Consider the following 24,575-nt stretch of genomic DNA (forward strand, 5'->3'; position numbering starts at 1 on the left):
AACCGACATACAGATCCTGCATTGCAACTTAAGGAAGCATTCAACTTCACCGTTCTCGCAAGCACTTCGATGTTTACCCGGGCAAGGCGCTCTTGCATGCCGCTCTGACCGGGGCTGGAGCAGCTGTCCGCCACGGACGAATTCTAAAAGAGGTGGCTCGGCTTATTCGAACCGTTTAGCGTTTGTTCTGAAGTGGATTTCCGCCTCGATTATGTCGGCGCCAGCGCGTTGAAATAGGCCTGATCCGGCGTTTGTCGGTCAAGGGATGAGTGTGGGCACCGAGTGTTCTAAAAGGCTAGATAGCCATCGATGCGAGCGCGGGCCACGGACACTGTTTTTTATGCATGGAGATAGACCTCCCCATATTTGTTTGACTGCCACAGTCGTTCAACGAAGACATTGTCCCGCCAAGCACCCTTGCCGTCCATCGAGATGTCAATCTCCGACTTTTTCAACATGGTGATGAAGTCAATAGAGGTGAACTGCGATCCTGATCTGTGTTGAAAGTTTCCGAACTGCCGTAACATGGAAGCGCTTCCTCCACAGCTTCGATGCAGAAGGCTGCTTCCATCGTGATCGACAGCAGCTCGGCCACCATATCAAGCAAGGCATGCGAGCGATCCGCTTCGACGCGAAGATCGTTCAAACGACCGTCCAAATCGGACACCCTATCTGCCCCGCCACATCTTGAGCGCTGACATTTGGTTTGTGTTTGGCGGCTGCTTGTGGGAAGCCGTGAACTCCACTCCCTGTCGAGATACTTCCTATGACTGACTATTTCATCGGCATCGATGCCGGTTCATCCGTCCTCAAATGTGCGGTCTTCGACCGTGCCGGTCGGCAGCTTAGCGAGTCTGTCGAACGCACCCCCATCGGCCGGCCGAGACCCGGCTTCAGCGAACTTGACCCTGCCCGTTCCTGGGAGGCAGCGAAGAAAGTAATCGCTGAAGCGGTGAGACAAAGCGGCGTCGATCCGGCAAAGATCGTTGGCATGGGGCTCTCGGCGGCGATGGTCGGGGCGTGGATCGTCGATGCTGCGGGCCAAGCACTGAGGCCCGGCATCATCTGGGAGGACAGCCGCAGCCAGTCGATTATCGATGAGATGCTCGCGGAAGATCCCGGCATGATGAGCCGGATCTTCGACAGTTCGGGCTCGGTGATGCAGCAGGGCTGCACCCTGCCGGTGCTGGCGTGGCTTGCCCGCCATGAAGCCGATGTTCTGCAACACGCGTCGCACGTGTTCGGTTACAAGGACTTCCTCAGGATGAAGCTCACCGGGCTTGCGGCAACCGACCGGGTGGAAGCTTCCGTCATTCCGGGCGATGCCAGAGCCCGCACGCGCAGCGATGCCATGATTTCACTGTTCGGCCTCGATCCGTGGCGTCATCTCCTGCCGGAGGTCCGCGATTCGGATACCGTTCATGGCGGCCTTCTTGCCGAAGTTGCCGCTGAGCTCGGCCTGCCCGAAGGCCTGCCGGTTGCCATTGGCGCCGGCGACGTGGCGGCGACGGTGATCGGGGCAGGCGGGCTGGTTCCCGGGTCCATCACCGCCGTGCTCGGGACGACCGGCATGGTCGGCCGCTGCCTCGACGAGCCGCTGTTTGAACCCCGGGACATGGGGCTCCTGTTCACCCTTCCGGGCGATTGCTGGTACCGGTCCATGGTCAATGTCGCCGGCACGCTCAATCTCGACTGGGCCATCGATTCGCTGGCGCCGGACCTGCGGGCGCGTCCGGATTGCTATGCCTTCATCAACGAAATGGTGGGCGCCGTGGAGAAAGGTGCGGACGGCGTCACTTACCTGCCCTATCTCAGCGAGAGCGGCATCATCGCGCCGGTTGTCGACGCCAATGCCCGTGCGGGCTTTTCCGGGCTGGCGCCGCGTCACGGCCGCCCTGCCCTCTTCCGCGCCGTGTTCGAGGGCGTCGCCTTCGCCTTCGCCGATCTCTTCGAGGTGCTTGGCGCGCCGGAAGGACAGATCGTACTGACCGGTGGCGGCGCGCAGAGCCCGCTCTGGTGCCAGATGATCGCCGACGTCACCGAACGCGACCTGTTTGTGCCCGATGGCACCCAGTTCGGCGCGCGTGGCGCGGCGCTGCTGGCGGCAACGGCAACAGGGAAATTTTCTGATATCCGGGAGGCTTCGGCCGCAATGAAAGGTGAAGGCCGGCATTACAGACCCGACCCCACCTCGACCGCAGCCTATGCGCCCGCGCTCAGGCGCTACCGCGATACGCGCGATGCCGCATTGAGACAAAGCGCCTGACAGCTTCGTTTTTCCGCTTGCCTTTTCCAAACTGGTATATACCATGATACGCGTGGTATATACCGGAAGGAAGTCATGTGACCGGAGAAGACGTCCCGCAATATCTGCAGATCGCTGACAGCCTGGCAGCGGAGATCGTTGCCGGTCGCCTGAAGGCCGGGCAGAAAATCGCCTCCGAGCGCACTATCGCCGATGATATGGGCGTCAGCCGGATGACGGCACGTCACGCCATCCGCGTGCTGACAGAGCGTGGACTTGTCGAGGCGCGCGCCGGTCAGGGCACCTTCGTCGGCGCCCGCGTCATCGAACAGAAGCTTCATTCGCTGACCGGCTTTACCGAGCAGATGGCGCTTCTGGGGCGCAAGAGCTCCTCCATCATCGTCGGCTGCGACCGGCGCGCTGCCGATGCCGAATGCCAGCGCGCGATGAAGCTTTCCGCGGACGACCAGGTCTACCGGCTCGAGCGTATCCGTCTCGCCGACAATGCGCCGGTCGCGCGGGAAACCACCGAGGTGCTGGCCTCGGTCGCACCCGGCCTGCTCGATCTCGCCGATTTCGGCCGCGAATCCCTTTACCGCACCCTGACTGAGAACTTCGGCCTTCGGCCGACCACAGCGAGCCAGACGCTTGCCGCCGGTATCGCCGACGAGACCAATGCTCGCGTGCTTTCGCTCGCCGTTGGCGATCCCGTTTTGAAACTCACCCGCCTGACCTTCGACGATCGCGGCGCGCCGTTCGAATATGTCCGATCGGTCTATCGCGGCGATGCCTTCGTCATGAAGGTCAACCTCACTGTTTCCGAAGAGCATACCCAATGACGACTGCCTCAGACCGATACCTTTCCGAACTCATCGAGCGGCTCCAGACAATCCGCACAGCGCTGGCGGACCCGATGGCGGATGCCGTCGACGCGATCGTCGAGGCCGCGCGCTCCGACCACCGTTTGTTTGTCTTCGGCACCGGCCACTCGCACATGCTGGCCGAGGAAGTGCATTACCGCGCAGGCGGACTTGCCATCACCGTGCCGATCCTTGCCGGACCGACCATGCTGCACGAAGGCGCCGTTGCCGGCACACAGTATGAACGCACTGTGGGCATCGCCCGCGCGGTGTTCGAGCGCTACACGATCGGCGAAGGCGACGTGCTGTTCGTCATCTCCAATTCAGGCGTCAATGCCGCGCCACTGGAAGCCGCCCGCGCAGGACGGGAACGTGGCGCGAAGATTATCGCGATCACCTCGAAATCCTATTCCACGGCGGCCGCCAAGGGAGGCGACAGGCTGATGGATCTCGCCGACATCGTGCTCGACAACAACGCACCGCCCGGCGATGCGGTGCTCGATGTGCCCGGCAGCGAGCTCAAGGTCGCGCCGGTTTCCACTGCCATCGGCGTCGCCATCATCAACGCCATCCTGGCCGAAGTAGCGACCCGGCTTGCCGGCGATGGCGGCGCTCCGATCTATCTCAGCGCCAATATGCCGGGTGCTGACGACATAAACCGGAAGCTCGTGGAACGCTTCCGGCCCCGCAATCCGCATCTGTGAACTACCCGAACCAACCGACAACAAAGGGGAACTGACATGAAAAGATTCGCATCCATGACCCTGGCCGCTGTGCTCATCAGCTCGGCGGCCTATGCCGCACCGGTCGAGCTGACGCTCTGGCACATGGAACAGCCGCCACAGCGCGTTCAGCGCATTCAGGAAATGCTCGACGCCTTCAACGACAGCCACCCCGACATCTCGGTCAGCCAGGAACCGCAGAGCTGGGGTGAGGTCTACGCCAAGGCGCCCGCCGCTCTTGCCGCCGGCGCCGGTCCGGACATGATCTTCACGATCCCGGATTTCACCCCGGTCCTGAAGGATCTCGGCAAGGTCCAGTCGGTCGCCGATTTCGTCGAGAAACTCGACAGCGAACACCATTTCATTCCGGCTACGCTGGAGCCCTACACCTATGACGATGGCGTCTGGGCCGTGCCGCTCTACAACATGTCGATGAACATGTGGTACCGTAAAAGCGAATTCGAAAAGGCCGGCATCTCCGTTCCCGAAACCTGGGACGACTGGCTGAAGGCGGCCGAGACGCTGGCTACCAGCGAGATGTACGGCATTGGCGTTCCGGCCAACAAGCAGCTCTACACCGACCAGACGATCTATTCCGTCATGGCCAATGGCGGCGCCAGCGAACTCTACAACGAGGACGGCACGCTGCGTTTCGACAATCCTGAAACCGTCGCGGCCTATGATTTCTATTCGAAGCTCGTCGCGCTTTCCCCGCCGGACGTCAATTCCTGGACCTGGGGCGAGGCCGAGGCCTGCTTCACCTCGAAAAGCTGCGGCATGATCATGCAGTTCTCGGTGATCTCCACCTATGACACCCAGGGTGGCGGCGCGCCGGAGGACCTCGGCATCGCGGCCATTCCCACCAAGAATGCCGGCGGCGAACACAACACCATCGCCTATCCGAACGGCGTAATGCTGCTAACCGACGACAAGGCCAAGACCGAAGCCTTCGAGACCTTCGTGTCCTGGCTGCTGGAACCGGAAAACTACGGCAAGTTCCTCAACATGGAGCCGGGCCTGTTCATGCCGGTGACCGAAGACGGCGCCAAGGCCGAAAGCTTCTGGAGCGACCCGATGGTCGAGAAGTACAAGCCGCAGATCGAAACGGCGATCGCCAATTCGAAGAACGGCAAGCTTTTCGGCTTCACCTCCGGCCGCATCTTCCCGTCGATCGCCGCGATTTCGGCCCAGAACCTCCTGGCCGCGACCGTCCAGGACGTCACCGTCTCGGGCGACAGTGCCGCCGATGCGGTTGCCGCCGGTCAGAAGACCATGGAAGAAGCCGCCGAATAAGGCTGGCGTCGAGGATCAGGAGACCGTTTCATGCGCAATTCCAGCCTGCTGGCATTCGCCTTTGTTGCCCCGGCCATGCTGGTACTGCTCCTGATCCTCGGCTGGCCGCTCGTTTCGGCCGTCATCCTGAGTTTTCAGGATGTCCGCTATGTCGGAACCGAACCGCACTGGGTCGGTTTCGCCAACTATATCAAGGTGCTGTCGGGCTCAAAGCTCTTGTCCTCGATCGGCCTTTCGCTGATCTGGGTCGTCGCCAATGCCGTGCTGCAGACTATGCTGGCGCTGGCAGCCGCCCTTGCTCTCAACGAGCGCTTCCGCGGAGCGAAGGTCGCCCGCACCTGGATCATCCTGACCTGGATCGTGCCGACCGTGGTGGTGGTAATGATCTGGCGCTGGCTGTTCTCGACATCGGGCGGCATGATCAATCCGCTCCTGATCCAGATGGGTATCATCGATCGTCCGATCGGCTTCTTTGCGAGCCCCGCCGGCGCCTTCGCCACCCTCGTCTTCATCAATTCATGGCGCTGGTTTCCGTTCATCACCCTCATGCTGCTGGCCGGCATGACGCGCATTCCAGGCGATCTCTACGAGGCCGCCCGCATCGACGGCGCCAATGCCTGGAAGCGGTTCACCCGCATCACCTGGCCGCTTCTGAAGCCGACGCTCGGCGTGCTTGCCGTCATCGGCACGCTCCTGTCCTTCAACGTGTTCGATATCATCTGGCTGCTGACGGCCGGTGGCCCGGCCAACGGAACCCGCACAATGCCCGTGCTGATCTACGAGACCGCCTTCAAGGGCTATCGCCTCAGCGAGGCGGCGACCGTTTCGGTGATCGCCACCATTCTTCTGCTCGCCTTCGCGCTGATCACCGCGCGGGCGCTTGATCGCGAGGAGAACTGATCATGAAGCGTTCACTCGCCGTCAACATTCTGCTGGCGCTTACTCTTCTCGCGCTCGTTATTCTGGTGGCACTGCCGTTCTGGTGGGTCATCTCCGGATCGTTCAAGCTGCCGCAGGACATCATCGCGCGGAAACCGACCTTCTTTCCGCATTCCTTCACGCTGCAGCATTATGTGAAACTGCTCGCCAATTCCGCCTACACCACCTATGTCGGCAACAGCCTGATCGTGGCGACGTTTTCGACGCTGATCACCCTGGCACTGGCGGTGCCAGCTTCCTTCGCCTTCTTCCGACTGAAATTCCCCGGTCGGCGTACGCTGTTCCGCATCATCCTGCTCGCCTACGCGTTTCCAAGCATCGTGGTGCTGATCCCGCTTTTCGGCATGTTCACGAAACTCGGCATCATCGACACCCTGCCCTCACTCGTGATCGTCAATGTCGCCTTCGCGCTGCCGTTCTCGATCTGGATGCTGCGTTCCTTCTTCGCCACCGTGCCGAAGGAAATCGAGGAAGCGGCGGTGATGGACGGCGCGCCGCCGACGGTCATTCTGCGCCGGGTGATGTTGCCACTGATTGCACCGGGCATGGCAAGCGTCGGCATCTTCGCCTTCATCTCTTCATGGACCGAATATGTGTTCGCCTCGGTTCTCATCATCTCCGACGACAAGCGCACGGTTCCTGTCGGCTTTGCCGGCATTATCGGCCAGTACCAGATCGACTGGGGCCTGCTTCTCGCCGGCGTCGTTCTGGCGGTCGCGCCGGTCGTCATTCTCTTCGCCTTCATCGGGCGCTGGTTCGTCAGCGGCCTGACCGAAGGCGCGGTCAAATAGGATAGCTTCGATGGCAGAACTCTCGCTCCGCAATGTCCGCAAGTCGTTTTCCGGCACAGAAGTCATCCACGACGTCAATCTCGATGTCGAAAGCGGCGCCTTCGTCGTCTTTGTCGGCCCGTCCGGCTGCGGAAAGTCGACGCTTTTGCGCATGATCGCTGGCCTCGAAGAGGTGACCGCCGGCAAGATCGCGATCGAAGGCCAGGACGTCACCAACACCGATCCCGCCAGGCGCGGCATCGCCATGGTGTTTCAGTCCTATGCGCTTTACCCGCACATGACGGTGGAAGAAAATATCGGCTTTCCGCTGGAAATGGCGGGCATGAGCAAGGAAGCCCGCAAGGCGGAAGTGCAGAAGGCCGCCGACATCCTGCATCTCGGCCCCTATCTGCAGCGCAAGCCCAAGGCGCTTTCCGGCGGCCAGCGCCAGCGCGTCGCCATCGGCCGCGCCATCGTGCGCAATCCGAAGATCTTCCTGTTCGACGAACCGCTTTCCAACCTCGACGCGGAACTCAGAGTGCGCATGCGCCTCGAGATCGCCCGGCTGCACGAGGAGATCGGGGCTACGATGGTCTATGTCACCCACGACCAGGTGGAGGCGATGACGCTCGCCACCAAGATCGTGGTGCTGCGCGATGGCAATATCGAGCAGGTCGGCGCACCGATCGAGCTCTACAATGACCCCGACAACATGTTCGTCGCCGGCTTCATCGGCTCGCCGAAGATGAATTTCATCCCCGCCCGGGTGACCGGACGCGGTGATAGCGACGCGGCCATTCTCACCGTTCCCGAGCTTGGCCTCGAAGCGCTTGAAGTCATGCCGCGCGATCCGGCAGCTTCACTGGCAGGCGACGTCATGCTCGGCATCCGGCCGGACTGTTTTGGCGCCGAGGGCGCTGCAGCGCCCGTCGCCGTGAACCTGACCTGCGAAGTGACCGAGCGGCTCGGCAACGTCACCTATATGCACGCGCTGGCCAGCGACGGCGAAAGCATCGTCGCCGAACTGCGCGGGCAGCCCGCGATCCGCACCGGCGATACAGTTCCCCTGTCGCTCGATGCGGGTCGCCTGATGCTGTTTTCCAAGGATGGGCGGCGCCTCTAGAGACACTGGAGCGGGCCGCGGAACAGCAGTCGGTCAGGGCGCGGTTTCGAAGATTGCGAGATCCTGCGGGGGAATGGTTCTGTTGCCGAGCAGAAAGCGGCGGGCGGCAAAGGGTATGGTGTATGGCTCCGGGCCGTAGTTGAAGATCACCGCCATGTTTCCGCGCCGCACCAGACGCACGGCCTCCGGCATTTCGACACGGGCAATATCGGCCTCATCCAGCAGGCGGCCGAAGAGTGCGTGGAGAAGCGCGGGATCGAGCCACGCGCCGAGATAGCTCGCCATTTTGCTTGAAACCATCACCGGTTGGCCGTCTTCGGTGGCAAGCCGCGAAGGAAGCGCCGTCTCCAGTTGCTCCAGCCAGCGGGAAGCCGTGCCGGAGAGCGCCTCGCCGGAAACGGGAATGGCAAGGCCAGGCCGGAGCGAGGAGACTTCTGCGACCTTCAGCGGCAGGAATGCCTGAAGCGGGCCCGGTGGCAAGCTGTCCGGAATCGCGAAATTCTGAAGTTTCGAACCGGAGCGCGGACCGAAGACGATATGGGCATCCGTCTCCTGAAAGGCGCTGCGGGCTGCTTCGGACACCACCGGCATCGACGGCACGAAGACAAGTTTGTAGCCCGCAAGCGACCGGCCCGGCACCAGCACATCGACATTGATGCCATGGCGGCGCAAGGCCTCGTACCAGCGGTGCAGCAAGAGCTTGTAGTTGAAATCCGCACCCTGCGGCTCGATCGTGGTAATCCAGGCGGCCTCGTAGTCGAGCACGATGGCGACATCGGCGCGTGCGATCGGCGGTAGCGCGCCCACCTCGGCGGTCTCACGGCCGAGCCGTGTCACCTCCTTGCCGCCCGGCGAAAGCTGGCGGTCCGGGCGGGTGAGACCCGCATGCATCTGCTCCTGGGCAAACGGCACCTGCCGCCAGCGGAAATAGCTCACCACCTCGGCGCCATGGACCAGCGCCTCCCAGCCCCAGAGCCGGACCATGCCCGGCTTTGGCGCCGGGTTCCAGTGAGCCCAGTTCACCGGGCCGGGCTGCTGCTCCATGATCCAGAAGCGGTCATTGCGGAGCTTGCGGTAAAGCTCGTGGTGAAAAGCGGAAAAGTCGGGATGCGAGGTGTTGTACCAGCGCGCCCGCTCGCTGTCGGAAAGCGGGAAATGCTCGATCTTGCCAAGCGGATAGGAATCCCAGGAACAGAAGTCGAGGCTTTCCGACAGCCTGTCGTGATCGAACTGGTGAAAGAAACCCATGAAATTGTGGGTTATGAAGCGTCCGGGCGAGTGCTTCCTGAGGATTCTCGCTTGCAGCCCACAATAGTCCGACAGGCTGTCGGAGGAATAACGCCAGAAATCGAGAAGTGCCGCCGGATTGGCGTCGGAAACTTGACCGGCCGGCGGGATCACTTCGTCGAACGAGCGAAATTCCATTGACCAGAAGACATTGCCCCAGGCGCGGTTCAGCGCTTCGACAGACTGGTAGCGCGTTTTCAGCCAGTCCTGAAAACCCGCCGCATCTTCGGGGCCGTAGAGCAGAACCGTATCGTCGCCGCCGAATTCATTGTCGATCTGCCAGCCAACGACCGCTTCGTGGGAGCCATAGCGTTCTGCCATCGCGGTGACGATCCGGTCCGTCTCGGCGCGGAAGGTTGAGGAAGCGGCGGTATAGTGCCGGCGCGAGCCGAAACCACGGGCGCGGCCATCGGCAAAGACCGGCAGCACATCCGGATGGGCGTCAATCAGCCATTTCGGTGCAGCGGCGGTCGGCGTGCCAAGCACCACCTTCAGCCCTTCCGCGGCAAGCGTATCGATGGCGCGATCGAGCCAGGCCCAGTCATAGCGACCGGGCTCGGGTTCCATCCGGCTCCAGGCGAATTCGGCGATACGGACGTAGGCTATGCCCATTTCGCGCATCTGCCGGGCATCCTCGGCCCACCAGTCTTCGTTCCAGTGTTCGGGGTAGTAGCAGACGCCCAGCATGGGAATATTTTCCTTAAACTGCCGCAGAAGCGACGGAAGCGAAGATGATGGTTTCGCCGGCGGCATCGAAAACCTGGCAGGCTTCAGGGCGCAGGCCAAGGGAAATCGCATCGCCGTAACGCAGGCGGGAAACGCCATCCGCCTTGACGGTCAGCACCGTATCGTCGTCGACGCGAACGGTCAGCAATGTTTCCGATCCGAGATGCTCGACCAGTTCGACCGTTCCGGACAGTGTCGCCTGAGCCGCCTCGCCGACGACGAAATGCTCCGGCCTTACGCCGAGCGTCACAGCAGCTCCCGGCGCGACCGTCGTAGCACCAGCCGGCAACGCCACCACTCCGCCGCCGGGCAGCGGCAGGCTGGCAAAGCCATCGGAAAGCGTGGCGACCGATGTCTCGATCGTGTTGATCTTCGGCGAGCCGAGAAACTCGGCAACGAAGCGGTTTGCGGGCTTCAGGTAGAGATCGAGCGGGGAGCCGATCTGCTCGATCTTTCCGCCCGAGAGCACCACGATCTTGTCGGCCATGGTCATCGCCTCGACCTGATCGTGCGTTACATAGATCATGGTCGAGCCGAGGTCGCGGTGAAGCTTCAGGATCTCCACCCGCATTTCGTGACGCAGCGCCGCATCGAGGTTCGAAAGCGGCTCGTCGAACAGGAACACGCTCGGATCACGCACGATGGCGCGGCCGATCGCGACACGCTGGCGCTGGCCGCCGGAAAGCTGGGCGGGCCTGCGTTCGAGCAGCGGTTCCAGATGCAGCATCTGCGCCGCGCGCGAAAGCCGCTCGGCAATCAGCGCCTTGTCGACCTTGTTCATCCGCATGCCGAAGGTGATGTTGTCGGCAACCGTCATATGCGGGTAAAGCGCATAGGACTGAAACACCATGGCGATGCCGCGATTGGCGCTGTCGAGCCTGGTGATGTCACGGCCATCGATAGCGAGCGCGCCGCCCGTGACCTGTTCGAGCCCGGCGATGAGACGCAGCAGCGTCGACTTGCCGCAGCCCGACGGGCCGACAAAGACGACGAACTCGCCCTTTTCGATGGCAAGCGAGATGTCATCGATGACGCGGGCCGGACCAAAGTCCTTGGTGATGTGATCGAGGGTTACATAGGACATGGGAGTTCCCTTGGTTCAGCCCTTGGTGGCGCCGAAGGTGAGGCCGGCGATGAACTGGCGCTGCATCAGGAAGAAGACGAGAACCGGCGGCACGGCGGCGAGCAGCGAGCCCGCAGAGATCAGGTGCCAGGTATTGGTCCAGGTCTCCTTCAGCGCCTGAATGCCGGCGGTCACAGGGCGGGCGCTGTCCGACTGTACGAGCACGAGCGACCAGAAATAATCGTTCCAGACGAAGGTGAAGATCAGCACGAAGAGCGCGGCCATGGCAGGCCGCACCAGCGGCAGGATCACATGGAGAAAGATCTTGATCTCGCTGACGCCCTCCACCCGCGCCGCCTCGATCAGCTCGTTCGGCAGTTCGGCGATGAAATTGCGCATGAAAAGCGTGCAAAAACCGGTCTGGAAGGCGATGTGGAAGATCACCAGCGCCCAGATCGTGTCGTAGACCGGGATGACATGGAGCGCGATGTCGCGCACCGGGATCATCAGCATCTGGAACGGTACGAAATTGCCGGCGATGAACAGCGCCAGAAGCAGCGTCGCGCCGCGGAAGCGGTAGCGGCTGAGCGCAAAGCCAGCCATCGCCGAAAGCGCGATCGATCCGACGCAGGCAAGAAGCGTGATCACCGTCGAATTGAACAGGAAACGCAGCATCGGCGAGGAGGTGAAGACCCGGGTGTAGTTGGCGACAGCGCTGATGTCCGTCGGCCAGCCCCAGTAATTGCCGGCATTGAGATCCTGGACCGAGCGGATCGAGGTGACGGCGATGCCGATGATCGGCAGCAGCCAGACGATCATCGCGATCCAGACGGTGATGTAATAGGCCCTGCGGCGGGCGGGCGTGGCGTTTTCGATCGGGGTCGGAAACATCAGCGAGCCCTCGCGCGCGGCAGCGACCGGATCAGATAGATCACGATGCAGATATCCATGAGGAAGAACAGGCATGAGGCGATCGCCGCGCCATAGCCGATGCGGAAGGCGCCGAAAGTCTGTTCGTACATGTAGTAGGCGAGCACTGTGGACGACTGGTAGGGGCCGCCATCCGTCATCACCGAGACGAGGTCGAAGGAGCGGAGCGCGCCGACGACGGAAACGATAAGCGCGATGGAGGTTGCGGGCTTCAACTGCGGCAGCACGATATGCCAGAGCAGCTTGAAGCCCTTCACCCCTTCCATTCGGGCAGCCTCCAGAAGCTCCGGGTTGATGGCCGTGAGCCCTGTCAGATAGAGGATCATGCAATAGGCGACCTGCGGCCAGAGCCCGGCGGCGATGATGACGAAGGTCGCGCTGTTTTCGCTTTCCAGCAACGCCACCGGCGGCAGGCCGAAACCTTCGAGGATGTGGTTCAGCAGTCCGAAATCGGCATTGAAGAACCAACTGAACATCAGCCCGACCACCACCTGCGAGATGACGAATGGCATGAAATAGAGCGACTTCACGAAGCGCATGCCAAAGCCGGACTGGTTCAGGAACAAGGCCAACAGGAGACCGAGCGCGGGCGAGACCAGGAAGGCCACCAGCCAGTAGATATTGTTCTTCAGTGCCGTCCAGAACACCGGATCGTCACGGAAGAGTTCGACATAGTTGCCGAGCCCGATGAAGCGTGGTGCTGAAAGCCCGTCCCAGTCATAGAGGCTTAGGCGCAGGCTCTCGATCACCGGAACAACCACGAACACGGTAAACATGATCACGGCGGGGGCGAGAAACAGGATAGGCGCAAGCCGCCGTTGGTTGCGGCGCCAGAAACCCGGCGCGGCGGGGCGCTGCCCCGTCATCATCTGGTCGGCCAAGCGGAATTCTCCTTCGTCGGCGGGCGGAGCCCAGCCTGTTCTTCAACCGATATCCCGCCGCTGGCATGACCAGCGACGGGGAAAGGTGCGGTTGCAGACGGAATTATTGCGGATAGGCGCGCTGCTGGGCCCGGTCGATATTGGCGAGGATTCGATCCAGCCGCTCGGGATGGACCAGGAACTCCTGGAAGCCGTCCATGGCGACAGTGGCGACCTGGCTATCGGTATCGCGGTCGATGAACTGCGCATAGTATTCGGCACCGGCAGCAAGTTCGGCGCTGTCCTTCAGGAGACGGACATCCGGCGGGCTCGCTTCCGGGTTTGCCGGCAGAACCGGATAGATTTCCGACATCAGCGACTGGGTCGAGGGCTCCATCAGGAAGGCGAGGAACAGCTTGGCTTCAGGGATATTCTTGGCCTTTGCGGGAATGTGATAGGTTTCGATCGGCGCATCCTCGGCGCGCGGAATATCCGCGTTGATCACCGGGAAATTCATCGCGCCGGTTACCGGCTCGCTCTCCGGCGTCAGGCTGGCAATCAGATAGTTGCCCATCAGCATCATCGCCGCCTCGCCCTGGTTCATCTTGGCAAGGCCCTCGCGCCAGGCGAGGCTCGTGTGATTTTCGGCGAAGCAATCGGCGTCGACGAGCTTCTTCCACTCGGCAAAGACAGCCTTCACCTTATCATCGCTCCAGGCCACCTTGCCGTTCATCAGGTCCATGTGGAACTTGTAGCCGTTGAGGCGCAGGTCGATATAGTCGAACCAGCCGGCAAGCGGCCATGCGCCCTTGGAACCCAGCGCAATCGGGATTATCCCGTTGTCGCGGAAGGTCGTGCAGGCGGCAACAAGATCATCGAAGGTGGCGATCGGAGCGGTTACACCGGCCTTCTCGAACAGATCGGTGCGATAATAGATCGCCCATGTCGAGTACGAGGTCGGCACGCCGTACTGCTTGCCGTCGACGCTGATGCTGTCGACCATGCCGGGACCGAACTCGGTCTTTTCCTCGTCCGTCCAGATATCGGAAACGTCGGCGAGAAGTCCGGGTTCGACCAGCTGCACCATCTTGTTGCCAGCATACCATTTGACGATATCGGGCGGGCTGGTCGTCAGCCAGTTGCGGATCGCCGTCTTGTTGCTTTCCTCGTCGTAGAAGTTGATATCGACATCAATGTCGGGATGGATCTTCTCGAAAGCGTCGACGGCGGCCGTGACTGCGGCGCGATCGGGGTCGCTTGCGACCGACGCGTTGAACACCACCGTACCAGCGTAAGCGTTCGTCCCGGCCATGAGGCCGGCACCGACGAGTGCGGTGGCAATATGCTTTGAAATTGTCATGAATGGCCTCTGGAGTTCTTGTTATTGAAAATTGCCTCTTGATTGTATGCAGATTGCGCACAAGAATTCATCTTGTCCAGAGCCCATTTATTCCCGGATAGTCAGATTCCTGCATGACCACATTGCGCAAGGCCCCGTTCGGCATCGCCGAAGACCGTTTCTCGGCCGACAGGCGCGACCGCGTGCTACCGATGCGCGGCCCGCACATGCACAATCAGGTTGAACTCAACCTGATCCTCAGCGGCACCGTCCGCTATCTCTTCAACGGCAAGGTGGTTGAAGTCGCCACCGACGACTTCGTGTTCTTCTGGGGCGCCGTGCCACATCAGGTGGTCGAAGCGGACGACGATGCGCATTTTTCCTGCATCTATGTGCCGATCGAGACCTTCATGTTCGCCCCTTTCAGCCGGGCATTGAAAACCGCCGTGCTCAATGGCGGCTTCATTCGCATCGATGAAAAGATGGCGTTCGACACGGAACTGATGCTGATGGTGCAGAAGGAACTGCGCGCAAACGCGGAGATGCTGTCGACGCTGAACTATGCGCATCTCGAGTTGCGCCTGCGACGCGCCGACCTCAACGGCTGGACCGACCTGATGGCCGATGCGCCGAGGGTGTCCAGCACCTTGAGAGGCAATCATCGCAAGGTGGTCGAAATGACCCGCTATATCAGCGATCACGCCGACACGGAGATCGTCGTTGCCGACATTGCCCGGGCGGCCAACCTCAATCCGAAATACGCCATGAGCCTGTTCAGGCAGTCGACCGGCATGACGATCGCCCAGTATCTTATGCGCTGCAGGCTGGTGACGGCGCAGCGGCTGCTGCTCAGCACCGAAAAGAACGCCGCCGCCATTGCCTTCGAAGCAGGCTTCGGCTCCGTCAGCCGCTTCTACAAGGTCTTTCACGATCAGACCGGAATGTCGCCAAAACGCTTCCGCAACGCCTATCGGCTGGAAGAGCCTGCCAGCTAATCGCCCCCCTGCTTGGGCACAGCGCCCGCCGGTTCAGGCCAGCGGATCGCGGTTCCAGTGCATTATTAGTCGCCGAAATAGCGTAAAGAGAGTGAGGGTGCCGCCCTTGCTCAGTCGTTCGAACCGTTCCCAGACGCTATTCCACTTGCCGAAACGCTCCGGCAACGCACGCCAGGTAATGTTATGAACCGCGGATATGAAGGGCCTTCAGAAAAAACCGGTCATCCCGGCCTTTGTCGCCACGTCGGGGTAGCGATGCCTGAAAAACCTCAAGCGCAACCCGCCTCGGTCATCTTCGTGCACATGCCGACCTCCAATCAATCGACATCCCGTGAAACAGACAAAGTTCAAAAGAGGAATCCCATTTCTTCAAGCCGCAGCAATCCCTCCACACCGCCTAGTTCTTCCTTCAGTTCCAGGAGCGGACCATCGGTTCCCGGCCCCGTTTCCGCCAGTCAGCAAAGCGCCCTCATTTCAGACGTTTAAGCCCCGACAGCCTTTGCCACGTGCAGACACAGCAAGGGTGGTGACTGCATGACCGCGTCGTGATTGGGAAGTGATGGGATCCGGTAGGCCTGCCAGATTTTGCGAAACATACTCCAATCATATGCGGATGGAATTCGGGACTTTTGCAGGCGAGTCCAACACCGACTTCCGAAGATGACAGAAGACGAATCTCTGGCCTGCCTGCTGGATTTTGCAACGCGCCCCGAAACGCGGCTACCGATTAGTTTTTTGTCATTTCTCGCATGGCGCGCTTTACCATGTGCCGACCAGACCCTACGCTCGGTATATGCGGTATCTTGATATTGAATTTTCAACGGATTTTCTGACGGCTGATCGCGACGGGGACGGCGTCAGTCTGGCATTTACAAGGCAAGAACGAACCCTGCTTCAGCATTTCACGGCCAATAGCGGCCGCCTGCTCAACCGCAGTGACCTGCTTTCTGTTCTCGGTGAGCAAAGCGAAAACATCAGCGATCGACATGTCGACTTCCTGATCAACCAACTGCGACGCAAGCTTCAGGACACGCCGCGAGCGCCCCGCTTCATTCGCACACAATATGGCGAAGGCTATGTCTGGGTCGCGCCGCGCTCGCCGCAGAGTGCAGAAAATCCGGATGCATTCCTGATCATCGGCCCTGTTCGCGGCCTCCGACGCGGGGGTGTCGAAGCACAAAATTACATCGTTCAACTCACTGAGGGGCTTCATGCCGGCCTCGGTCCCGACAGGAAGGTGATTGTCGACGAGACCAGCAGGCTTGGGACACAGCACTTCACGATAGAAGTGGTTTTTCATCGACACGACGGCATCCTGCATGCAGCCCTGCTTCTAAGGCATGCCGGTCAGTTTATCGGCATGAAGCGGATAGATCATCGTGCAGGCAGCAATGATGTCGGCACAGAAGATATCATTCAGGCCATCTGGTCGCATCTCGCCCTGCCGCCGCCAAGCGGCGGATTACCTGATGACCTGCCGCCATGGATCCGCCAGCACGATGCAGCGCTCATTCTGAGCGGCAACCCGGATAAGGTGAGCTGGCGCGACAATGCGCGCATGCTCGAGAAGGCCATGGATGAAAGTCCGCATGATCAAAGACTAAGGGTCATGTGGGCACTCAACCTCTATGCCCGCCTTCTGCAGAGCATGAGTGAGCCGGATCAATGGCTTTCTCAACACGAATGGCAGGCGATCGAGCGGGAAATCGAAGAGACAAGCCTGTCTGTCCTGGCCGGTTTGCAATGGATGCCTGAAATGGGTCTCGCCGTCGCCAAGCTGCTTCTGTTCGTCAACAATGATCACACGGTCCTGGCCGAAGGGCTGGTCGATCAGGCACTTCGGCACGGTTCGGCCTTTGCCACTGCGGCGGCTCTGCGGGGAGAGATCGCGGCGATCGAGGGGGAGATCGATGCCGCATGCCAGCTATACGACGAGGCGTTGGAATTGTCCGAGCCGGGCACGGAGTTCTTCATCTATCTGATGCTGCTGAAGGCTTCCGCGCTTCGCGCCGGGAACAGGCTGGATGAGTTACAGGCTCTCGCAGAGCAACTACGCAAGACAGCCCCGCTTGCGCACGCGCGCCTGGCTCTGCTGCTCTCACCCAGCCTGGGCGCCAGCCAAACAAGCCGCAATCTCGTGGGCGCCGAGCTGACATCAAGTGTCGCAGCCCAGATGCTTCAGCTGCTCTACAATGTCTTTGGCCGCCGTTTCAAGAATGCCGAACACCGCAGGAACATCATGAACGCACCGATCGCCGCATTTTCGATCGCTTTTGGCGACGATGTCGTCAGCGAGAAGATCAGATGTGGGATATCTGATCCGGCGTGAAGCTGATCGCCCGACAGAGAGGCTGCTGCGCTTTCGGGGCGACAGTACAGATGGCACCTCGATGTATCGGACCCGCAAACTTGCGAAAAAGCAATAAAATCGACTGTTTCAAATATTGAGCAAATAATCTTGTGGCATGACCAGACTGTACTGTTTCGCGCATTCAGATGGAGTGGGCATGGGTCAGTTGTTCAACCTGTTCAGGGGCCCTTACCGCCTTCGCTTGCCGAAGCATGTTTGAGACAGGTCATGATTGGAAGTGCGTATGCCCATAACTCCCGCCCCTCTTCGCCTCCGTTTCGCCGGTCGTTTGGGAAACGTCGCCATCTCAGCCATGCTTGCGTCGACCCTGCTGGCGACTGGCGCACTGGCAGAAGCCGACGACGTATGGACACGACCTGCTGAAGATACAGAGGCCCTTTCCGATCTCTCATCGGAAACGGTAAGGACAGCACTGCAAGAGGCAACCCTCTATGGTCGCAAATCGCTCCTTGCCAGTGTCGTCGAGAACGTCCGACTGACGCCTGAACGCGCCGATCTGATCGAAACGGAGGCAAGAAAGCTTCGGCCAGATCTAGCTGGATCAATCTCCACGGCCGCTGCTTCCGGCCGCCACCTCGCAAGCCTGTTTCCCACGGCTTCGGTTTCCGCGACGCAGGTCTCGACGCAAACTTCAGCAACGTCCCCGGCAGCGCGGGCCATGCCTTACCCCGGCGGCAATCCCGATATTGAGAAAGATGCGCTCAGCGAATATCAGCGGAACTATTCGCTTGATGCCATGCACGTCGACGCCGCGCTGGCAAAGGGATTTACCGGCAAGGGCGTTGTCGTCGGTGTTATCGACACCAACATTGACCGTAGCCCCGACGGCTCGGTCCATCCCGAATTCGAAGGACGTGTTGATCCGCGCTCGATAAGCTATCTCCACTGGTTCGACACCGACCTCGACGGCGAGACCCTGACGCTTGAGGAATTCGAGGCAGGTTTCCTTCAGGGCGAAACCGACACCTATGCTCTCGATGATCACGGAACGCATGTCTCGGGGATCATTGCCGCAGGGCGGAATGGTTTCGGCATGGAAGGCGTCGCAACTCAAGCCACCATTCTTTCTGTCGGAGCAATCCCGGGCGCGGACGGAATGGTCACTGTCGATCTCGGAAACGGGCGTTTCATCGATATCGGAATCGGTCTGCTGGAAGTGTGCGGCCCGACAGCAATTTTCCACGACTGCGATTCCATCAGCGGTTTCGATGAGCCGGATACAGCCGGTTTTCACTATCTCGCGCAATTTCCCGACGTGAAGGTTATCAATGGCAGCTTTGGCGCCGAGATCGATGTGGATGCGACGTCATGGGAGATACCTGTCAAGGAACAAGATCAGTTTCTGGAGGATGCAACCGCGATGCGCGCCAGCCTTGATGCCGGGCAGATCATCGTCATGGCCGCAGGAAACGAGAACTACCAAGCGCCCGTCGTCGCTGAAAATCCAATCGGGAACGGTTTGTTTCCGTTTATTCAGCCCGGGAATGAGAGCGCGACAAACTCATCCGGCAACGTGATCTATGACGACGAAGGCACTGGGCTGGACCTGAGCATCACCTCCGCGGCGGCCCTTCAAAAGGCTGAAAAGCAGGATGGAATTGCGCGCGGAAGGGTCGTCGTCGTCGTCGCGCTTGATGCCTATAACGAAATCTCGGCTTACTCCAACAGGTGTGGCGTTGCGGCAGAATGGTGTGTCGCTGCCCCAGGCGGAAACCAGTACCTCCCGGGCACCTCCCCGCCTGACGGTCGCTACGACAGCGGGATCTATTCGAGTGTGCCTCGGGACGACGGCTTCTACGGCTCCAATAGCGGCACCTCGATGGCCGCGCCGAATGTGTCCGGTGCCGTCGCCGTGCTGACCGAGGCCTATCCGAGCTTCACGCCGGCGGAAATCGTCAAAATTCTGTTCATGACCGCCGAGGATCTGGGCGCTGCCGGCATTGACGAGATCTATGGTTGGGGACTGGTGCGGCTTGACCGCGCGCTTTCCGTGGGACCGGTCGGCATGACCGGCGAGGGCGTCTACACCGTGGGCGCCGATGGTTCCGATACGACGTGGATCGTCTCCTTCACAAGCGATGGAAGCCTTGAAAAACAGGGCGGCGGCACGCTTTCGATCCTCAACGCCGCGACCTTCCGCCAGGGCGCGGGCGTCAAAGGAGGATTGCTGGCGGTTGATGGTTCGTTGACGGCGCCGTTTTTGAATGTCGGCAGGAACGGCACGCTCGGCGGTACTGGGCTCGTTACGGCCGATGTGAATGTCGAGGGTACGCTTGCACCCGGCCAGTCGCCTGGAACAATTACCATCGCCGGTAATGTCAGCCTTGCGCCAACAGCAACCACGGAAATAGACATCGACGGAACCGGGACGCAGAACGGGGCCGGCAATTATGACCGCATTCTTGTGACGGGGGCCGGTCATGACTTTGCTGCCAACGGCACCCTGCAGCCGCGCTTGCGCGGTATTTCCGGCGCCGCCACCAATGCCTTCACGCCGATGCCGGGCGAAGTCTTCACTTTTGTTCAGGTCGCAGACGGCAGCGTCACCGGAAGCTTCGCCGGCCTTGAGCAGCCGGATGCGGGGCTGGTGCCGGGCACCCGTTTCGACGTGCTCTACTGGCCGGACGCTCTGTCATTGGCAGCTACGCCGGAGAGCTATGCAAACCTTTCCGCTTTCGGCGTTTCCGCCACGCAGAACGAAAGGGCGCTGGGCGCTGCGATCGACGCAAGTCGGCCTGCTGCGGGTGTGCGCCCTGATGCCGCCTATAATGACAGCTTCAACAGGCTCTATGCAGCCGACAGCGAAGCCCTTGCCGGCGGGCTTTCGTCCCTGACCGGGCAGCTTCATGCCGAAGTGGGCACGAGCGCCGTGCGCGCGATCGGCCGCTTTGCAGACCGGATCGGCGAGCGTCAGATGGGGCTTGCCTCAGGATGGCTGTCGGAGACCGGGGCACCCTATGGCACCGGCGAGGTCTGGATCAGCGGGAACCATGCCTATACGGATGTGGGGGCTTCGGGCGGAATTTCCGGCTATGACGTGAGCGCGAACAATGGCGCCTTCGGCATCGACTGGCGCTTCGGACAGAATGCCGCGGGCCTTGCGGGCGCCTATGAATATGCCGACGTTTCGGCAAACGCCAACGGCGCCGGCAATATCGGCACCTACCAGGCGGCCGCCTATGCCACGTTTGAGACCGGCGGCCCGACATTGGCCGTGCGCGGCGGGCTTTCCTATGGCGACCTGTCGACCAGCCGCCTCACAACACTGGGAAGTTATGCCGCAATGGCCAAAGCCTCGGGCCATGGCACAGGCGGGTTTGCGGAAGTCAGTGCCTTTCAGGATTTCGAGATGGATACGCTGACCTTTACCCCGTCCGCCACGCTCGGCTACCGCGGCTTCCACCGCAATGCCATGACCGAAACGGGCAGCCTCTTCGCACTGTCATTGCCGGATGCGACATTCTCCGAAACGCAGGCCACACTGGCCCTTTCCGCTTCCCACCGCTTTGCGTTCGACAACGGGCTGAAGCTGGAGCCGGTGTTGAGCGCGGGCTGGCGATATGATTTCGGTGATCTGGACCGGTCTTCGAGCCTTGCGATCTTCGGTAGTAGCTTTGAAGCAGCCGGGGCGGAAATCGGGCGCAATGCCTTCATTGGCCGGGTTGCCCTCAATGCCATCGCCTCGGATCGCTTCACCTTTGGCGCAAGCTACGAGGCTGAGCTCAGGGACAATCTCAAAAGCCAGGTCTTTTCTGCCAATGCCAGCCTCAAATTCTAGAGGACGGTCTTCATACACAGGACAAGGGACAACATTTCATGAAACTCGATCTTTCATACGTCACGATGCCGTTTCTCGCCGGGGCCGGCCTTTTGCTTGTTGCGGGTCTGACCGGGTGCGAGGTTTCAGACGGTGCAATGCCGTCGGTTTCGGCAACGCCAAGCTATCAGACGGCTGTGGCGCAACAGGATATGAAGGATTCTGTGGTCGGAAAATGGAAAATGTATCCGGCAGTCGGCCCGACGAAGCGTGATTGCTCGATCGAATTCAAGGCTAGTGCCTTCAATCCTAACAAGGGTAGCGTCAGCACATTCGCCTGCAATCTGGTCGAAGGCCTCGGAAGCATCAACGGCGTCAGCCGCATCAACGGGTGGGAACGCAAGGGTAGCACGATCATCCTTTCCGGCATCGCGACGTCCAATATCGGCTCGTTCGATCTACCGGTCGATTCCTACCGCGACCGCGTCTACGGCAGCACAAAGGACGACCTCCGCTTCGTCATGGTCCGAAATTGAGCCGGGCGGTCACGGGAGCGCCCGACCGCTCGAAGCAGATTTCTCAGCGGCGAGGCGCTACCGCCGGTGCTCTGCTGCACTGCACCAGCTTTATAGCATCAAAAGGGTTTTAGGGCTTGGCGACGCAAGCCGTCGCGGAACGGCGTCGAAACCGATCCTGGTGCTCACTCCGCGCCTACCTGAAAATTTTCCGGAGCAGGAGCAAGAAATGCGAATTTCTTAAGTAAATGAAATATTATATAAAAAATGGTGATCCCGACGCGATTCGAACGCGCGACCCTCAGGATTAGGAATCTACGACAAGTCCCTAGAAGCGTTTCTGCGCGTTCCGCAGCCATACTGGATTGATCTCATGGCGCGATATAGTCGTAGGCGTCGCGGGCGAGATAAATCCCGGACGGTTCGTGTTGCACGGGCTCCCCACTTTCGGTAGGCCACCCGTCGCCGCGAAGATAATGCCGATCGGATTGTTGTTGGCGAGCATCGCGATGCCGGCGAAGCCGTAGCCCGGCGAGAAATTCTCGTAGAAGGCACGGTACTGACCGAGAACCCGTTCGGCCCTTCCAAGGCGGGCGACGCCCGAGCTGACAAGAAATATCGTCAGCGCACGACGACGCACGCGAGTGCCGCCGCTCTTGCTTTCGCCTGGTGATAAAAAGCACGCCCTCACCTTCCGGGAGAGCGCGCAATTTGCTTACGAGTAGCTGAAGGTCTTCTACTTCAGCCGGGGCTTCGGCCCAGCAGACCGCGCCAGTTGACCTTGAAATGGTTGAAGACGATCAGAACCAGGATGATCGCGCCCCACATGGCGGTGACGAAGAACGGATCGACGCGCATCAGGTTCACGCCCGTCGATATCATCTGCAGGATGATGACGGCCAGCACCACGCCGCGCAGCCGGCCCGCGCCGCCGAAGGGATCGACGCCACCAAGGAAGCAGGCAAGCACCGTCACCAGCACATAAGACTGCGCATAGTTCGACTTCACCGAGTTGAACTGTCCAATCATCACGAAGGCCGTGAGCGCCGAAAACAGCGACGACAGGACATATTCCCACATCAGCACGGCGCGCACGCTGATATTGGAAAAACGGGCCGCGACGGGATTGGCGCCGAGCGTATAGAGGTTGAAACCGAACGGCATGCGCGCGATCAGCACCGCCATCAGCGCCACCACCACGATCAGCATCAGGAACGAGAACGGGATGCCAAACACCATGCCATTGCCAATGAAGAGCAGAGAATCCGGAAAGCCGGAGAGCGTGTAACCCTTGGTCAACAGGATGTTTATGCCGTTCAGCAGCATCATCATGCCGAGCGATGCGAGAATGGCAGGCACTTCGAGATAGGCAATGAAGAATCCCATCAGCGCGCCACTCAAAAGTCCCGCGACAAGGCCACACAGCATGGCAAGGCCGGTAATCGCCAGCGATGCACTCGCCGGGTCACCCTGCGTCAGCCCCTGAAGTGTCAGCGCAGTGATGATGCCGACGAAGTTCGCGGTGCTGACGATCGCGAGGTTGATGCCGCCGGTCAGCATCGTCACCATCATGCCGATCGACAGGAAGGCCAGGATCGGCAACTGATAGGCCATCGAGGTAACGTTTCCGATGGTGAGGAAGCGACCTGCATTCATAAAGGTCATCAGAACGAAGATGCCGATGGCAATGACGAACAGCGGACCATCTGCTGTCAGGTGCTTTTTGACGTTTGACCAGCTCATGGGTTGAGTGCCTCCACCTTGACGTTGACGCGCGCGCGGCGCGCCTTGATCTGCTGGTAGGCGCTGATCGAGATACCGATCATGATCGCGACGCCAATCATCACGTCGTACCAGTAGGACGATATGTTGAGCAGAACGAGACCGTTACGCATGATCGCAAACAGGAGGATGCCGAGTGCGGTCCCGATGATCGTTCCCTTGCCGCCGAACAGGCTGGCGCCGCCGAGAACGACTGCGGCAATGATCTCAAGCTCGCGACCGACGATCGAATTCGGGATCGCCGACTGCACCAGCGCCGTATGGGCGACGGCAGCCAGCCCCGCCAGAAGGCCGACGAAGGCGAACACGAATATCCTCGTCGCGCCGGTGCGCACGCCGATACGCTCGGCAGCGACCTCGTTGCCGCCCATGGCGAAAATGCCGCGACCGAGCACCGTCCGATTGAGAATGAACCAGCCGACAATCAGCACCACGAGCCACATTACCGGCAGCAGTGACAGGCCATAAGGCACGCCGGAGGCCGTTTGCGACGAAAACAGGAGATAGTCACCAAAGGCTCGGAACGAGGCCGGGACTTCGAAGATGACATTACCCCCGCTGAAGACATAGAGCAGGCCGTAATAGAGATTGAAGGTGGCAATGGTCACGACGATGGTCGTCACCTTGAAGAAGTGGATCATCACCCCGTTGAGCGCGCCCAGAACGGCCCCCATCACGGTCGCCAGCGCCAGCGCGACGTAGATATCACCGCCATGCTGCAGCATGATCAGCACGATCACATATTGCACCACCTGCGCAATCGCGGTGAACGAAACATCCGGCGTGCCGCCCAGAATGAGCACGAAAAGCACGCCGACCGCCATGATGCCGTCGACCGAAGCGGTCTTGAGAAAGCCGTAGATATTCTGCCCCGTCAAGAAAGATGGGTTCATGACGGTGATACCGGCGGCGATGACGACAATCAGCAAGGCGAGATAGAACTCGTTGCTTTTGAGAAGGTTTTTCATCGTTTTATCCGAATATGATTGGGTGAGCCC

At 60.5% G+C, this 24,575-nt stretch carries 20 protein-coding genes and 1 pseudogene; 11 read left to right on the plus strand and 10 right to left on the minus strand.

Features of this window, described 5'->3' with window-relative positions:
- Positions 1 to 209 precede the first annotated feature (209 nt).
- Positions 210 to 583, minus strand: a pseudogene (locus TM49_RS23535) (transposase); the annotation flags it as partial.
- 183 nt (positions 584 to 766) lie between these two features.
- On the opposite strand from TM49_RS23535, the gene TM49_RS19140 reads away from it, so the two are divergent.
- From TM49_RS19140 to TM49_RS19170, 7 genes are all read left to right on the plus strand, one after another.
- A complete protein-coding gene (locus TM49_RS19140) occupies positions 767 to 2,266 on the plus strand; it encodes a xylulokinase (RefSeq protein ID WP_045683590.1) in 1,500 nt (499 codons plus the stop codon).
- Positions 2,267 to 2,343: 77 nt separating this feature from the next.
- Entirely contained in the window at positions 2,344 to 3,084 is a 741-nt protein-coding gene (locus TM49_RS19145) for a GntR family transcriptional regulator (protein ID WP_045683592.1), read from the plus strand.
- The gene (locus tag TM49_RS19150) at positions 3,081 to 3,809 is read left to right on the plus strand and encodes an SIS domain-containing protein (protein ID WP_045683594.1); all 729 of its coding nucleotides are present in this window, start codon (positions 3,081 to 3,083) and stop codon (positions 3,807 to 3,809) included. Before TM49_RS19145 ends, TM49_RS19150 begins: the two co-directional genes overlap by 4 nt.
- 36 nt (positions 3,810 to 3,845) lie before the next feature.
- Complete coding sequence (locus TM49_RS19155) at positions 3,846 to 5,120, plus strand: ABC transporter substrate-binding protein (RefSeq protein ID WP_045683596.1); 1,275 nt, start codon at positions 3,846 to 3,848, stop codon at positions 5,118 to 5,120.
- 30 nt (positions 5,121 to 5,150) lie between these two features.
- Positions 5,151 to 6,020: a carbohydrate ABC transporter permease gene (locus tag TM49_RS19160; RefSeq protein WP_045683598.1), complete on the plus strand. Its 870-nt coding sequence runs from the start codon at positions 5,151 to 5,153 to the stop codon at positions 6,018 to 6,020.
- 2 nt (positions 6,021 to 6,022) lie between these two features.
- Positions 6,023 to 6,850 carry a carbohydrate ABC transporter permease gene (locus TM49_RS19165; protein WP_045683600.1) on the plus strand — a complete coding sequence of 276 codons (828 nt, stop codon included), beginning with the start codon at positions 6,023 to 6,025 and terminating at the stop codon, positions 6,848 to 6,850.
- Between the two features lie 10 nt (positions 6,851 to 6,860).
- Complete coding sequence (locus TM49_RS19170; RefSeq protein ID WP_045683602.1) at positions 6,861 to 7,952, plus strand: ABC transporter ATP-binding protein; 1,092 nt, start codon at positions 6,861 to 6,863, stop codon at positions 7,950 to 7,952.
- 33 nt (positions 7,953 to 7,985) lie between these two features.
- Here TM49_RS19170 and TM49_RS19175 read toward each other — a convergent pair whose 3' ends face one another.
- From TM49_RS19175 to TM49_RS19195, 5 genes are all read right to left on the minus strand, one after another.
- Positions 7,986 to 9,926 (minus strand): beta-galactosidase, encoded by a 1,941-nt coding sequence (locus TM49_RS19175; protein WP_045683603.1) that lies wholly within the window; start codon positions 9,924 to 9,926, stop codon positions 7,986 to 7,988.
- A gap of 13 nt (positions 9,927 to 9,939) precedes the next feature.
- Entirely contained in the window at positions 9,940 to 11,049 is a 1,110-nt protein-coding gene (locus TM49_RS19180) for an ABC transporter ATP-binding protein (protein ID WP_045683604.1), read from the minus strand.
- Between the two features lie 15 nt (positions 11,050 to 11,064).
- Positions 11,065 to 11,919, minus strand: coding sequence for a carbohydrate ABC transporter permease (locus TM49_RS19185; RefSeq protein ID WP_045683605.1), 855 nt, complete (start codon positions 11,917 to 11,919; stop codon positions 11,065 to 11,067).
- Complete coding sequence (locus TM49_RS19190) at positions 11,919 to 12,839, minus strand: carbohydrate ABC transporter permease (protein ID WP_342021301.1); 921 nt, start codon at positions 12,837 to 12,839, stop codon at positions 11,919 to 11,921. Before TM49_RS19190 ends, TM49_RS19185 begins: the two co-directional genes overlap by 1 nt.
- 103 nt (positions 12,840 to 12,942) lie before the next feature.
- Positions 12,943 to 14,178: an ABC transporter substrate-binding protein gene (locus TM49_RS19195; protein WP_045683606.1), complete on the minus strand. Its 1,236-nt coding sequence runs from the start codon at positions 14,176 to 14,178 to the stop codon at positions 12,943 to 12,945.
- A gap of 113 nt (positions 14,179 to 14,291) precedes the next feature.
- Between TM49_RS19195 and TM49_RS19200 the strand changes: the two genes are divergently transcribed.
- Positions 14,292 to 15,152: a helix-turn-helix domain-containing protein gene (locus TM49_RS19200; RefSeq protein ID WP_045683607.1), complete on the plus strand. Its 861-nt coding sequence runs from the start codon at positions 14,292 to 14,294 to the stop codon at positions 15,150 to 15,152.
- 33 nt (positions 15,153 to 15,185) lie between these two features.
- On the opposite strand, the gene TM49_RS24085 is transcribed toward TM49_RS19200, so the two are convergent.
- On the minus strand, positions 15,186 to 15,350 hold the full coding sequence (locus tag TM49_RS24085) for a transposase (RefSeq protein ID WP_082074818.1): 165 nt from the start codon (positions 15,348 to 15,350) through the stop codon (positions 15,186 to 15,188).
- A 595-nt stretch (positions 15,351 to 15,945) separates the two neighbouring features.
- Here TM49_RS24085 and TM49_RS22775 point away from each other — a divergent pair.
- The 3 genes from TM49_RS22775 to TM49_RS19215 all read left to right on the plus strand — a co-directional run bounded on the left by TM49_RS22775 (position 15,946) and on the right by TM49_RS19215 (position 21,816).
- Positions 15,946 to 17,481 carry a winged helix-turn-helix domain-containing protein gene (locus TM49_RS22775; RefSeq protein WP_052699948.1) on the plus strand — a complete coding sequence of 512 codons (1,536 nt, stop codon included), beginning with the start codon at positions 15,946 to 15,948 and terminating at the stop codon, positions 17,479 to 17,481.
- Positions 17,482 to 18,181: 700 nt separating this feature from the next.
- Complete coding sequence (locus tag TM49_RS19210; protein WP_045683608.1) at positions 18,182 to 21,301, plus strand: S8 family serine peptidase; 3,120 nt, start codon at positions 18,182 to 18,184, stop codon at positions 21,299 to 21,301.
- A 38-nt stretch (positions 21,302 to 21,339) separates the two neighbouring features.
- Positions 21,340 to 21,816 (plus strand): hypothetical protein, encoded by a 477-nt coding sequence (locus tag TM49_RS19215; protein ID WP_045683610.1) that lies wholly within the window; start codon positions 21,340 to 21,342, stop codon positions 21,814 to 21,816.
- A gap of 307 nt (positions 21,817 to 22,123) precedes the next feature.
- Here TM49_RS19215 and TM49_RS19220 read toward each other — a convergent pair whose 3' ends face one another.
- The 3 genes from TM49_RS19220 to TM49_RS19230 all read right to left on the minus strand — a co-directional run bounded on the left by TM49_RS19220 (position 22,124) and on the right by TM49_RS19230 (position 24,545).
- The gene (locus TM49_RS19220) at positions 22,124 to 22,435 is read right to left on the minus strand and encodes a hypothetical protein (protein ID WP_045683612.1); all 312 of its coding nucleotides are present in this window, start codon (positions 22,433 to 22,435) and stop codon (positions 22,124 to 22,126) included.
- A 101-nt stretch (positions 22,436 to 22,536) separates the two neighbouring features.
- Complete coding sequence (locus TM49_RS19225; protein ID WP_045683613.1) at positions 22,537 to 23,538, minus strand: ABC transporter permease; 1,002 nt, start codon at positions 23,536 to 23,538, stop codon at positions 22,537 to 22,539.
- The gene (locus TM49_RS19230; RefSeq protein ID WP_045683615.1) at positions 23,535 to 24,545 is read right to left on the minus strand and encodes an ABC transporter permease; all 1,011 of its coding nucleotides are present in this window, start codon (positions 24,543 to 24,545) and stop codon (positions 23,535 to 23,537) included. Before TM49_RS19230 ends, TM49_RS19225 begins: the two co-directional genes overlap by 4 nt.
- Positions 24,546 to 24,575 lie beyond the last annotated feature (30 nt).

Source organism: Martelella endophytica (assembly GCF_000960975.1).
Lineage (GTDB): Bacteria > Pseudomonadota > Alphaproteobacteria > Rhizobiales > Rhizobiaceae > Martelella > Martelella endophytica.